The 13,739-nt window shown below is 46.0% G+C and carries 11 protein-coding genes; 6 read left to right on the forward strand and 5 right to left on the reverse strand.

Features of this window, described 5'->3' with window-relative positions; genetic code table 11:
- Positions 1-119 precede the first annotated feature (119 nt).
- The 6 genes from MH144_RS23875 (at position 120) to MH144_RS23900 (ending at position 7,089) form a co-directional block, all read left to right on the forward strand.
- Positions 120-953, forward strand: coding sequence for a MurR/RpiR family transcriptional regulator (locus MH144_RS23875; protein ID WP_239304790.1), 834 nt, complete (start codon positions 120-122; stop codon positions 951-953).
- A 122-nt stretch (positions 954-1,075) separates the two neighbouring features.
- A complete protein-coding gene (locus MH144_RS23880) occupies positions 1,076-1,609 on the forward strand; it encodes a VOC family protein (protein WP_239304792.1) in 534 nt (177 codons plus the stop codon).
- 385 nt (positions 1,610-1,994) lie between these two features.
- Positions 1,995-2,855 (forward strand): methyl-accepting chemotaxis protein, encoded by an 861-nt coding sequence (locus MH144_RS23885; RefSeq protein WP_275440286.1) that lies wholly within the window; start codon positions 1,995-1,997, stop codon positions 2,853-2,855.
- 182 nt (positions 2,856-3,037) lie between these two features.
- Entirely contained in the window at positions 3,038-4,753 is a 1,716-nt protein-coding gene (locus MH144_RS23890; protein WP_239304796.1) for a spore germination protein, read from the forward strand.
- Between the two features lie 36 nt (positions 4,754-4,789).
- Complete coding sequence (locus tag MH144_RS23895; RefSeq protein ID WP_239304798.1) at positions 4,790-5,890, forward strand: GerAB/ArcD/ProY family transporter; 1,101 nt, start codon at positions 4,790-4,792, stop codon at positions 5,888-5,890.
- The gene (locus MH144_RS23900; RefSeq protein ID WP_343226105.1) at positions 5,887-7,089 is read left to right on the forward strand and encodes a Ger(x)C family spore germination protein; all 1,203 of its coding nucleotides are present in this window, start codon (positions 5,887-5,889) and stop codon (positions 7,087-7,089) included. Before MH144_RS23895 ends, MH144_RS23900 begins: the two co-directional genes overlap by 4 nt.
- A 105-nt stretch (positions 7,090-7,194) precedes the next feature.
- Here MH144_RS23900 and MH144_RS23905 read toward each other — a convergent pair whose 3' ends face one another.
- The 5 genes from MH144_RS23905 to MH144_RS23925 form a co-directional block, all read right to left on the reverse strand.
- Complete coding sequence (locus MH144_RS23905) at positions 7,195-9,597, reverse strand: ABC transporter permease (RefSeq protein WP_239304800.1); 2,403 nt, start codon at positions 9,595-9,597, stop codon at positions 7,195-7,197.
- A 2-nt stretch (positions 9,598-9,599) separates the two neighbouring features.
- On the reverse strand, positions 9,600-10,358 hold the full coding sequence (locus MH144_RS23910) for an ABC transporter ATP-binding protein (protein ID WP_239304802.1): 759 nt from the start codon (positions 10,356-10,358) through the stop codon (positions 9,600-9,602).
- 118 nt (positions 10,359-10,476) lie between these two features.
- Positions 10,477-11,916 carry a HAMP domain-containing sensor histidine kinase gene (locus tag MH144_RS23915; protein WP_239304804.1) on the reverse strand — a complete coding sequence of 480 codons (1,440 nt, stop codon included), beginning with the start codon at positions 11,914-11,916 and terminating at the stop codon, positions 10,477-10,479.
- Between the two features lie 24 nt (positions 11,917-11,940).
- Positions 11,941-12,639, reverse strand: coding sequence for a response regulator transcription factor (locus MH144_RS23920; protein ID WP_239304806.1), 699 nt, complete (start codon positions 12,637-12,639; stop codon positions 11,941-11,943).
- A 186-nt stretch (positions 12,640-12,825) separates the two neighbouring features.
- Positions 12,826-13,644 (reverse strand): helix-turn-helix domain-containing protein, encoded by an 819-nt coding sequence (locus MH144_RS23925; RefSeq protein ID WP_239304962.1) that lies wholly within the window; start codon positions 13,642-13,644, stop codon positions 12,826-12,828.
- Positions 13,645-13,739 lie beyond the last annotated feature (95 nt).

A 13,739-nucleotide genomic window follows, 5' to 3' on the forward strand; every position in this document is an offset into this window, starting at 1 on the left:
CGATTGTAATATTTATTACAAATACAAATATAAATGAAAAATTTATTACATAGATAAACCACTTGATCTCCAATCAGCTGGTATACTGATGGCAGAGCGAGAAGAGGAGTGAATCCGGAATGAATTTATTTACCCAAAAAGAACAGCTATCACCTGGTCATCTGAAAATTGCCGATTTTGTTGAGCGAAACCCTGAAGAGATATTATTCATGACGGAGCAGGAAATCGCCGACAGGCTCGGAGTAAGTATAGCCACCGTTTCACGCTTCTGGCGAGCTGTTGGATATGACAATGCCAAAGCATTCAAAATTCGGCTGCGCACCTCCGAGGATACGACACCTGCACTCAAATTAAATAAAACAATCTCCCGCATGGACACGAGCAGCTTGCCTGTGCAATTGCTGGAAGCTTCGGTATCCCATCTTCAGGAGACGTTATCGCATATGAAGCAGGGAGATTTGGAGCATGCTGCTTCCATCCTTGCTGAAGCCAGAAGAGTATATATCTATGCGCCCGGACCCTCAGCCGGTTTGGCAGAGCTGCTGTCATTCCGGTTATCGAGATTTGGATTAACCGTCATCCATCTGGCCGGAAGCGGACATGAATTGCTGGAGTCGCTAATGCACATGCAGCAGGAGGATATGGTCTTACTGATGAGCTTTACCCGTCTGCTGCCTGAAGCAGAGGTCATACTGGATTATGCCAAGGAAGTAAACAGCAAGGCCGTACTAGTGACGGACCGGGAGGATCTGTTATATGGACTCGCAACGGAATTGTCTTTCTATGTGAGTCGCGGTGAGCTCGGGGAATTCCACTCCATGGTTACTCCACTTCTTCTTATGGAGCAGCTGGTGCTCGCTGTTGGGTTATTGCAGAAGGAGCTGGCGTTATCCAAGCTGGAGAGGCTCGCTGAACTACGCAGCAGATATGCAGATAAGCTGCCTCGCGGATAATTCCGGGTATAGCCGATCATCTGACATGGTTATGATGCTCCTCATTTGGTGTAAAAACATAGATGAGAGCAATGGCTGTTGCTGACCAGCATATTGAATTACATATGGAATGAGGGAATCGTATGACAACAAGAGGAATCGACCATATAGGGATTACTGTGCCGGATGTGGAACAAGCGACTGTTTTCCTTCAGCAGGCATTTGGCGCCAGACTTGTATATGACAACATTACGCCTCAGGATCCCCCGCAAGAAGGTCCTGAAACAGAACAAAAGCTGGGACTACGATCTGGGGCGAAGGTCATTCATATTCGGATGTTATCTCTCGGAGAGAGCGCCAGTATTGAACTATTTCAGTTTGGGAATACGGAGCAGAATGATCCTGCCAGGGCATCAGACTTCGGTGTGCAGCATGTAGCCTTATATGTGGATCAGATGGAGAACGCGGTGAAACGATTCACAGAAGCAGGGGGAGAGCTACTCTCTGAGCCCAGTGCATTGTCTGGCCCTATTGAAGGCGGGAAAGGCAATCAGTTCGTGTATGGACGTGCGCCGTGGGGCATGTTGATTGAAATGATCTCTTACCCTGCCGGCATAGATTATCCCAAGGATAGTGAGGATCAACGTTGGACACCTAAGGCAGGAAGTACGGATTAGAGACTGGGAAGGCGAATTCATGTGATACGCTGGGAGTGCTCCTTGTGAGGACCGTTTCGGAAGAAACTGTCCTTTTTTTGTGCGTATTTGTCCATTTACGTGTTGACACGTTGATAATAAAATGAGGATTAGTCCATTAAGTTAACCAAAATAAGATTATGCAAAATTTTTTTAGGGAAAATCAAATATAAGTGATCCAAATGTCCTGAATTGGGGTATCAATAGTAGAAGCGTTCAGAACGATCACATGAATACATAAAAATTGGACAGGGATAGTCTACGAAAAAATAAGAAATAAGAATGAGGTTATGGGGGAAATCAGGTGCCTATAGTAGATTTGGACAAGAAAAAAGACATTGTCACGGATGCGCTGGTCATTAAGGCCATGGAAAAAAGTCTGGCGATCATTCGTTTTGACCTGGATCGGCGGGTAACGTATGTCAATGAGACATTTGCTCGTACGATGGGGTATCAGGTAGATGAAATGTACGGGATGCACCATCGGCAATTATGTTTTGCGGATTTCGCTAACAGCATGGATTATGAGTTGTTCTGGAACAGTATCTTTAACGGCGTAAGCTTCCAGGACAAGATTGAGCGTAAGGATGCTAGTGGCAACTCCGTCTGGCTTGAGGCAACATATATGCCTGTTTATGATGAGTCTAATGAGAGAATTCTTGGTGTCTCCAAAATCGCAACCAACATTACAAAACGTCAGAGAAACATCTCGGCCGTGGTCCATGAATTGAAAACGATGTCACATGAGATGAACAAGCATGCGGATATTGGAATTGAGCGCAGTCGTGAGCTGCTGTCCGGTATTACGGAAATTTCAGAAGTTTCGGCTCATAACCGGACTACTTTGACTGATTTGCAGGAGCAAGCAGGCTCGATCCAAGGTGTCGTCAAAACTATTCAACAGATAGCATCGCAGACACAGCTGCTCGCACTGAATGCTGCTATTGAAGCTGCACATGCAGGTGAGTACGGACGTGGGTTCGATGTTGTAGCCAAGGAAGTCAGAAAGTTGTCTGCTATGGTTGGGGATTCCATTAATGAAATCCGCGATAGTGTGAAAGGCATAACCCAAGAGATTAAGAACATTTCCAGCGGAACTCAGAAAGTTGAAGCCTACGCCCAGCAAAGCCAGCAGAAGATTACGGTAGCGTTGAAGGATTTTACAACCATTGCAGAATCTGCACAGCTGCTTGATGCCAAGGCGCAGCAAGTCACCAAGATTGTCTAAGATGTATTTCTCTTCTATGAATGAACTTAATAAGGATAACAACATGGCAGGTCTCCGACACAGGGGCCTGCTTTTTTATTACGCCAAAAAAACGGGAATTATTGTGAGCCTTCGGGGAAAGAATACTCAGAAATACATGTAGGTTCAGGTTCACAGCTTAGAGAAATGTTGGGGTGAGGGTGATGTGGTCCAAAATATTATCGTATGTACCCGAATGGTCGATATGGATGCAGGCTTTTTTGGTTGTAATCATTCCGCTAGTGATATTAAAAGTAGCTCGGTGGACTAGCTCTTCTATCAGAAGAGGTGCATTTATTAACTCCAGTTCACAGCAGAAGCAAAGCTCAGGAAACTCCTCATCGAATGCTTCTGACCAAGCGCAGGGAACTGAATCCGGAGCATATGCGAATATCAAGTTGACGGGACACTATACCACAGATCTGATCAGTTCAAGAGAAACCTTTGGCCAGAATGCCGACGTACATATACGGGAGTTCTTCATCTATGGCACGGACACACCTGCGGCTGTCATGTATGTCGATGGTCTGGTAGATCAGGAGTTGGTCGACGACCATTTGATCACGCCTCTTATGTTGAGAGGGGTACCCGAACTGAAACAGGATGCCTTCATCCATCCGGAAAATGCTCACCTGCTTAAGGGATACCTGAAAAATCATTTACTGCCTGTCAGTCAGGTAGAGGAAACCGAATCATTACAGGAACTTGCTCTGGGTGTACTATCCGGGAAAAATGCTCTCATTATGGATGGCATGCCTGGTGCTCTCCTCATTGGATCAGCCAAAGGAAAAACACGCAGTATTGAAGAGCCGTTATCCGAAGCCCTGCTCCGTGGGCCACGCATTGGTTTTACGGAAAGTCTCAGTGATAATACGGGGATACTGCGGAGATATGGGACTAACCAGAGCCTGTTCATACAGAAATATGAAGTAGGTACACGGATCAAAAAGGATCTGGTTATTGCGTATATTCAAGATATTGCCAACCCCGAGATTGTAGCTGAAGTACAAAAGCGAATCGAAAAGCTGGATGTAGACGCCATGTTGGAATCCGGGTATGTAGAGCAACTCATTGAGGATGATCAGCTGAGTCCTTTTCAGCAGGTGCAGAATACGGAAAGACCGGACCGGGTCATCAGTGCTTTGCTTGAAGGACGTGTTGCCATATTGCTGGACGGTACACCCTTCGCCTTAATTGTACCGACCACCTTCAGCATGCTGCTGCAATCACCTGAAGACTACTACGAGCGATGGATTCCGGGTACCTTTCTCCGCATGCTTCGTTTTCTGGCTGCCATGATTGCCCTTCTTGCACCTGCTTTGTACATCTCGTTTATTTCCTTTCATCCGGGTCTGATTCCGACCAAACTGGCATTGACCATTATCGAGACGCGGAAAGGAGTGCCGTTTCCCTCCATTATCGAAGCACTCATTATGGAGACGGCGATTGAAATATTGCGCGAAGCCGGTATACGTCTGCCGAAACCGATTGGACCCGCGATGGGAATCGTCGGGGGTCTCATTATCGGGGATGCCGCCGTACAGGCAGGGATCGTCAGTCCGTTTCTGGTTATTGTCGTTGCCGTTACGGCAATCTCGTCATTCTCCATTCCGACGTACAGCGCAGGGATAACACTGCGGATTCTGCGTTTTATAGGCATGTTTAGTGCAGCAGTACTTGGCTTGTACGGAGTGGTTTTGTTTATCCTGTTACTCTGCAGCCATCTTGCACGGTTACAGAGCTTTGGTGTTCCATATGTCAGCCCGAGTGTTCCCTATAGATTATCAGACTGGAAGGACTTTCTGATCCGGGCACCGATGAGCATGATGAAGGAACGCCCTTACATGATGAAACCCAAAGATCAGGACCGCAAGAAATGAGGGCAAGGCTATGAAAATGATGAAGAGGTGAAGCCGATGAAGCCTTCCTACACACCCATAACGACAACACAGGCTGCGATCATGATCATTAACTACATGCTGGGAGCAGGTATCCTGACCTTGCCGCGGACAACAGTGGAAGCCGTAGATACACCGGATGTGTGGATTTCCATTATCATCTCGGGTGTAATCATTACGCTCATTGGTTTCATCATGGTTACGCTCTGCCGGAGATTCCCAGGAAAAACGGTGTTTCAGTTTGTTCCGGAGATTACCGGCAGATGGATTGCCATGGTGATCAGTATGGCAATCATCCTGTATTTTGTCATTATCTCTGCTTTTGAAGTCAGGGTGCTCGCGGAAGTGACCAATTTATATCTTCTTGAGCGTACGCCGACTTGGGCCATCGTGATGGGATTTATGTGGATCGGGATCTATCTGATATCGGGCGGTTTGAATGCGATCGTGCGATTATTCGAGATTGTGTTGCCTATCACAATTGTTATCTTTGTCATCGCCATCCTGCTTAGCAGCAAAGTCTTTGAGATTAACAATCTGAGACCCGTGCTGGGAGAGGGATTTATGCCGGTCATAAAGGGATTGAAGCCGTCGCTCTTGGCCTATACAGGATATGAAATCATGTTTGTTGTTATGGCCTATATGAAGAGTCCAGAGAAAGGATTTAAGTCCGTTTTTTGGGGAACAGCTATTCCTACCATAATCTATCTGGTTACAGTCGTAATGGTGGTGGGCAGCTTGTCCATTAATGGCATGAAGACCCGAACCTGGCCTACACTTGATTTGATGCGTAGTTTTGAGATTCAGGGATTGATATTTGAACGCTTCGAATCGTTACTTCTGGTCATCTGGATTATGCAGATCTTCTCCACCTTCACCGTCACACTGTACGGTGCTTCCATAGGATGCGCTCAATTGTTCAAACGAAAGGAAATACTGGGAGCCATGTTTATTTTAGTTTCCATTATCTATTTTATTGCCTTTCTTCCAAACGACGTCAATCAGACTTTTGCACTTGGTGACTTTGTGGGAAAGGTATCTGTTTATTTGTTTGCTATCCTTCCAGCCCTTTTGCTGCTGTTAAGCTTTGTTCGCAAAAAAGGAGGCCAGAAGAAATGAAGATGCCTTGGAAGAAGCTGATATTGTTTTCTGTATCGCTATGCATGTTGTTTACGCAAACAGGCTGCTGGAGCAGCAAAGAGATTGAGGACTTGGGTGTCTATGTGGCTCTTGGAATTGATGTGCCTGAGCAAACTGAATTTGAAAAGGACGTAAACGCTCATGGTGGTCATTATCCCAAAGAAAACAATATAACCGCCACAGTGCAGATTGTACCTAAGGATTCATCCAAACAAAACAGCCAGCAAGGTTCTCCGTCAGCGGGCAAGTCCTATTTCAACGAACAATTAACGGGGGATTCTCTATTAGAAATATTCCGTCAGTTTGCACTCAGAAGAGATCGTCCCCTTATCGGACATCACTTGAAAGTGATCGTGGTTTCGCAAGAAATTTCACGGAAATATAGCTTGGAACAATTGCTTGATTTTGTATTGCGTGATAACGATATCCGTCCCAGTTGCCTGGTTGTGGTGAGTGATGAAAAAGCCATTGATGCTTTGCACTCCAATGATCCTAGTGAAATCCCGGCATTTTACCTGACTGGTCTTGTTGACAATTCATACTTGTCGAATAAAATCATGCCCGCTGTGTCACTAGCTAAGTTGGATGCAACCATGCAGTCTGGCAGAAGCTTTCTCCTCCAAAATGTCATCTCCTATAAAGGCGAACATAAATTTTCGGGTGCAGGAATATTTGACTCCAAGACAAAACGCCTTATAGGAACCTTAAGCCAAGTCGATCTCGAAGGGTTGTCGTGGATTCAGGATAGGCCTAAGGGAGGCGTAATAAAAACATATGAGGAACGAACTGGGAGTACAGTTGTATATGAGATTAAGCATACCAAAGGGGAAATTATCCCTACAGTCCATGGGGACGATATCTCGTTCCATGTTAAGGTGGAATCGGAAGGTTGGTTCATGGAAGATTGGACGGTTCCCGAAGTATCGGGAGACGAAGAATATCTTCACAAATTGGAGGATGATTTTAAGAAAATCGCGGAACAGCAGGTGAAACAGGTCCTGGATAAAATTCAGCATGAGTACAAGGTAGATGTTGCTGGGTTTGGCGAGAAACTGCGCATTAAATATCCGAAAGTATGGAAGAGGGTTAAACCTGATTGGGATAAGACATTCAGTGAAATTCCGATTACCTACGACATCAAAATCAAAATCAAGAATCAGGGATCTTCGACGGAGTAATATCTGAAGGAGCAATATCTGAAAAGGTAATACCTGGACAAGCCATACAGCCTTCTCAAACCCGCTAAGGATCTGAGAAGGCTGTTTCACATGCCCTTGCCAAAGTTATTCAATAACCAGCATACGCGGGGATGTTTCCTGAATTACACGGGAGGAGAACCAGGAGCCGAGAGCTGCAGCGATAATGCCGATGCAGGCGAATAGAACAATTCCACCCCCATTCAGAATAAGAGGAAGCTGTACTATACCATAGTCAGCAAGGATCATTTCAAGAAGAACAGGCAGCACATACACGCCAACCAGGATTCCCAGCAGAGCGCCCATGGCGGATAGGAGCGATATTCCCAAGGCAATAGACAGCCGAATGCGGCGTGAGGTCAATCCAAGTGATGTGTAGATGCCATACGTTCTGCTTTCTTTGCGGATACTAATCCGGCAGGTACTGAAAATAATAATAAATGTAACCAGGATAAACAGCAGCCCAATCAGGCTCATGGGGTAAATTAATATGTCTGCCGCTTCGGCGTAGACCGAATCGAGCAGTGTCTGCTGCGTTACAACTGAAGCGGAATCTTTAAATTGATGATTCATTTCCCTGGCCACAACTTCCGCTTCCAGCGGATCATTCAAATTAATGAATATGGCATCAAAATCACTGTAATTCGGGCGAATCGTATTCATGGCCTCCATCGTAATTCGTCCTGAGATGGACATATTGGCAATAGCTTGATAAATTCCTGTGATGAGGAATGTGCGCTTTTCCCCTTCAATATAAAGTACCAGGAAGTCACCGGGATTTTTGTTTAAGGACTCAGCTACACCCACGCCGATGGCGATTTCATTCTCCCGCTGCGGGTTATTCCCCTCTAATGTCTCAAATCCAAGATCCTGGTAGCTGCCATCCAGTACACTCAGAGCTACACTGGTGGATAGCCGTTTATCATCCCCTGAAGAGTCTGGGCTAACTACGCCAGTAATGTTTCCTTGCCAGCCTGCATTTTTGATTCTTACATCCTCTTGTATCCATTGATTGAAATCCTCTTTGGGAAAGGTACTTTTATTCACAACGACAGCGGCGATGTTGGCATTGTCATAACCCCACTGGGCTGCAGTCTGAGCAATTCCGGTGATACTGGTTAACAGAACAAATCCCAAAACCAGTACGGAAGAAGCTGTTGTTGTCAGCAAGAGCATTAGAATAGAACTTTTGATGTTTTTGATAACATGACGAATTCCAATCACTGCGGCTACAGGAAGGCGAGCGAACCCGAACAGACTGGTTAGCGGCGAGTTCATTCTCCGCGCCATCCGGGTATTGTCCATCTCCGACATTCCATAACGGATGGCCTGCACCGGCTGAATACTCCGTGCTTTTTTGGCATACATCACAACGAACAAAAGGATCATGACGAACAGGAAAAAGCCCACAAGCATGGCTGAGCCTATCCCCTCGACCGAGATGTCACGATTTCCCACGCGAAGAGAAGACACGGAGATATTAATGATGAATTTGGATATCCATATACTGAGCCCAAGTCCCGGAAGGATGGCTATACAGGAAAGTAAGAAATATTGGATGACATAAGTACCGATTGTTTTTGCCGAGGTCAGTCCGAGTGTTTTCAGAATACCGATCGTTTTATAGTTGGCCAGGATGGCATCCGAAATCGTAAATCCTATCGTAATCAGAGCGATGGCAAGCATGACAACCCCTAGGAAAACCATGATAAATCCGATGATTTGATTAATAATCAGATAGAAAGAGGAGATGCTTTCAAACTCCATCTTGGTTTCCAGAAACGGACTGCCTGCTTCAAGCGAGTATCGTTCCCAATAGGTTGAATTGGTACTGTAATTGTCGAAATGGATACCCAGCATATAATTATCGTTGCCCTCAAGAGATTGAACATGCTCCGAATAATCGGAAGGGTTCATCCAGACTCGCGCTGTATTGGTGAAGGGTGCCCCATAGGGGACATCGACTACAATACCGGATATATTCAATTCGATGGTATTGCTCCCCGTTTTGAAGCCAATAGTATCTCCTGCCGAGACACCGTAGGCATTGGCCATGGAAGTGGGAATCCAGACCGAACCGGGCTCGGGAACCACTTCTGTTGTTCCACTAGAAAAAATAAGCTTATCCACAACCCGCGGCGTTGAGGGGGTATTTATCATGTAAAGGTAAATATTAGGGATATCCTTGCCATGAAACGAGATGCCCGATACCGTTCGATACGTAAGCAATTCAGACACTTCTACGCCGTCCTGGGAAGCCCACCAGGAGTGAACAGCCTTCGGATCATTCAGGCCTTTATCAAAAGTCAAAATCTGATGTGATCCATTGGTCCGGGTATGCATTTCTCTAAACTGATTAACTGTGTTGGCCAGAATCATGACAGCTGTAGACAACAGCAGCGTGGATAGAAGAATGAGCAGAGCGATAAACGAGTTTTGTATTTTGCTTCTGCTCAGGTAGGAGAGACTAAGTTTCAACATGACAGCCATCGTTATTCCTTCCCCGATACAAAGGCAAATATCATGTCTTCACGGCCATGAACCTGATGTTCGTTATAGGGTTCGAATTCGAGAATGCCACCAACCTTGCCGTCCTGGATTAATATGAGACGATCAGCACGGCAGGCAGCCTTGATATCGTGCGTGACCATGACAACGGACTGCCCTTTTCGATGAATGTCTGTCAGGATGTCGAGAACAGCCTTACCGTGTTCCACATTCAGACTTCCAGTTGGTTCATCGGCGAAAAGGACGTCAGGAGTATTGATTAAAGCCCGCGCAATGGCGGCTCGCTGCTGCTGGCCCCCTGAAGTCTGGGAGGGAAGACGGCTGCTCAGACTGGCAATATCCAAGGATTTCATCAATTGGGCTGCCCGCAGCTGAATTTCATTCTTTTTGGTCCCGGCGATGTAACCCGGCAGTGCAATATTCTCTCGAATGGAGAGATCTGGTACCAGATTAATACTCTGATAGATATAACCAATCCGGCGAGTGCGAAAATCAGACATTTCCCGTTCGCTGTAAGCATCAATGCGTTGTTCCTGAAAATAGACTTCACCAGCAGTCACATGGTCCAGACCACTCAGCAGATAGAGCAGGGTGGATTTGCCCGAACCCGAGTTACCCATGATGACCGTAAAATCCCCTTGGTATATATCCAGATCAACATTTCGTATGGCATGGTATTGCTCCGGGCCTGTGCTGTATGTTTTGCATAGGTTATGCGCTCGAATAATCGTTGTTTTACTCAAGACAATCACTCCTCAGGTGCAGTATACGATTTATTTTAGAGGGGGGATGTTGAGGAAGTCTTATCAAATTATGAATAAAGTATTACAGGCTGGTGCCAGCCTGAATGGATTGGACGAGTCAGCAGACCGGCAGACTAAATTGAAAGCTGGTTCCTTGCCCCTCTCTGCTTGAAAAGGATATACGTCCCCCGTGTGCTTCAACGATATTTTTGCAAATGGACAAGCCAAGACCTGTCCCCTCTTGTACGTGTCTGGACACAGGAGATGCCTGTCCCCGGAAATAACGTTCAAATACGAAAGGCATATCTTGTGCCCGTATTCCCTGGCCAGTGTCTGTGATTGTCACAATGAACTGATCGGCTCTCAGCTCTGTATGAATGCAAATGGCATCCCCGCGGCGGGTGTGCTTCAGTGCATTGGATATGAGATTGGAGAGAACTTGTTCGATCCTTGTAGTGTCCATGCGGATTAACACATTTGGAACAGATTCAGGCTTTTCATACGTTAGACCTTTCATGCGCACAGCATGTCCAAACGATCCAAGCATGGCTTCGAAAGTGGGGCCACTATACACTTCGCACGGCTCTACGGATATCTGACCCAGTTCCTGCAGCGCATGAAGTAGCAGATCTTCAACCAGTTGGGCTGTTTTGTCTGTGTGAGTCTGCATGATTCGCATATACTCCATCAGGGTTTCCTCATCCGTGCACATTCCTTCAATAATGGCTTCAATATACGCTTTAACCGTAGTGATGGGCGTTTTGATATCATGCGAAATATTGGTGATAAGTTCCTTTTGCGCCTGCTCTTGCTTGGTGCGTTGTTCACTCAAATACTTGATTTCTGTACGCATCAGATCAAACATGGCATATAATTCGCCTACTTCGTCTGCATGTTTATAATGAATTGGCTTATCGTACTGTCCCTTGAGAATAGATTCGGCATGATGATAAAGCATATTTACCGGTAACAGTAATCGTTTATGTATTTTACGATGCATGGTTAACAGAAGAATGCCTAGAATAAGTGTGATTATCATGGATAAGCCTGCAACCAGATAAGGCAAGGCGGATGATGGTTGGACAGTAACCATGGCTTTAGGGATGGTAAAGAAGGCATTTCCGATCTGAATTCCATCCGCAGCATGGAGGACAGGAAAAGCCATGTCCACCGTATCCTCTCCATTGTTGGCATACACGGCATGGTTCAGATCATAATGAAAGGCGGATGCCAGATGCATATGTTCTCCTTCAGAGGATGGATCTGAAGAGATCATGATGGTACCGTCCAGACCGACATAGGATAACTTGATGCCTTGCTCTTTGGCGAGGGCACGAACGTTTTCCTGTACCTTCGGGCTGGTGAGTTGATGAAGATTCTGCTCCAAAGCAAGCATCACGGGATTGATGCTGAGCCGGACCAGATTAATAGACAAGTTGGACTCCTCGGTATGATGACCTAACCGATCTGCGGCAAGTGTCAGGCTGCATCCAAGAAGAAGAATAAGCAATATGAGTACGGTAATCAGCCAGCGTTTGGACCATTGGAGTAACGACATCTAGATTGTGGTCTCCCATCTATCTTATTCGTGGTTGAATTTGTAGCCGACTCCCCAGACTGTCTTCAGAACAACGGGCTCTGATGGGGTGGATTCAATTTTCTCTCTCAATCTTCGGATATATACAGTAACCGTATTTTCATCCCCGTAAGCGTCATAGCCCCAGACTGCATCCAGTAACTGCGACTTGGAGAACACCTGATTCTTGTGGCTCGCCAGGTAGTACAGAAGCTCGAATTCCTTCGCAGAAAGTGAAACTTCATCTCCGCTTAGCGTAACCTTGTACGCTTTTTTGTCGATCATCAGGTTGGACAGACGAAGGAGGTGTGTTTCATCTCGCTCGGATGTAAGACTGTCATACCGTCTGAAATGGGCATTGATTCGCGCAAGCAACTCACTCAAGGAGAAGGGTTTGGTCATATAATCATCTGCCCCAAAGCCCAGACCAAGCACCTTGTCTGTATCACTTCCCCTTGCACTTAGAATGAGGATCGGAATGTTGTTTCTTCGCCTTATTTCACGGCATACCTCAATACCATCCATATCCGGTAACATGATATCCAGGATAATATAGTCCGGTTGCAGCATGTCCATCATTTGCAATCCATCTTGTCCAGTGGCTGCAACGGCAGCGTCATATTGATTCTTGTTCAGATAGTCTCTTACAATGCGTGAAATGTCCTGCTCGTCTTCAATAATGAGTATTTTTCGTGGATGAGGCATAGGTATCGCTCCAATGAAGGTTAATGGAATTTCCGTTAATGATGGTTGAATCTGTAAATAGCTATGATTTTAACTATACAGGGTTATCTGGAAGGAGTCATGAGTAAATTTGGAGCAGCAAAAAGTTCAAAGAACCCATAACGTTACCTGTTTACAGGTCGTCATGGGTTCGAGTTTCCAGATATGTTACACATGCTCCAGATCAAAAGAGGGGTGGGACTGGGATTTCAGATATTCCAGAGGGGACATCCCGAAGTGAGCGCGGAACACTCGGTGGAAATAAGAATAGCTGGCGAATCCGCATGTCTCAGCGATATGCTCCAGTGTCATCTCACTGTACTTCATGCGTTCAAGGGCGACATTCAGACGAATTTCAATCGCATACTGGATCATGGTTTTGCCGTAGTGTTCCTTGAACAACCGTACCGCACGTGACAGACTTAGACCAGCGTAACGGGCAGCCTCTTCAAGTTTGAACGTAACGGTCGCATGTTCCTCAATGAATCGCTTTAGCTTCAGGGTAGAGGACACGCTTCGATCCGTCTGGAGACTTTCGCTAATCGCACGGTCGATGTACAGACAGAGTCCGCGTAATAACGCGTCTTTTAACTCTTCATTCTCTTCAAGAGGTCCCCGGCGCTGCTCCAGCAATATATTGCGCCACAGGCTGACCAGCTTGTCATCCAGACCAATTCGGTTCACGGGAGGGCGCTGAATTCGCTTCCACCATTGGTCAATCCAGGAACCTTCACAGAACAAATAATAGTCCCCGCTGGACAAGCGGCCTTCCTTATGCGGTTCTTCGACGACGAGATGATAGTCATCTCCTGGTTTCAAGAGCAGCAAATCACCGCTCGTCATCGTAAATTCTTCATCCTGCACATATACCTTGCAAGAGCCTTCGGTTTGCAGACGGAACAGGTAGGTCTGAAGCTCGCCCTTCATGTTGTGGTTAAATGCCTTGTAGTGATAAGAGTAGTCACAGATCAGTACTGAAGTCTTCAACGGTTCCAAAGATGCAAACCTCCAATATAGGTATCCTGCATGCACTTTTATAGGTGAAATCATCGTGATGCAAAATACTGGAATAAAAAATCAAT

This window comes from Paenibacillus sp. ACRRY (genome assembly GCF_022346995.1).
GTDB lineage: Bacteria > Bacillota > Bacilli > Paenibacillales > Paenibacillaceae > Paenibacillus.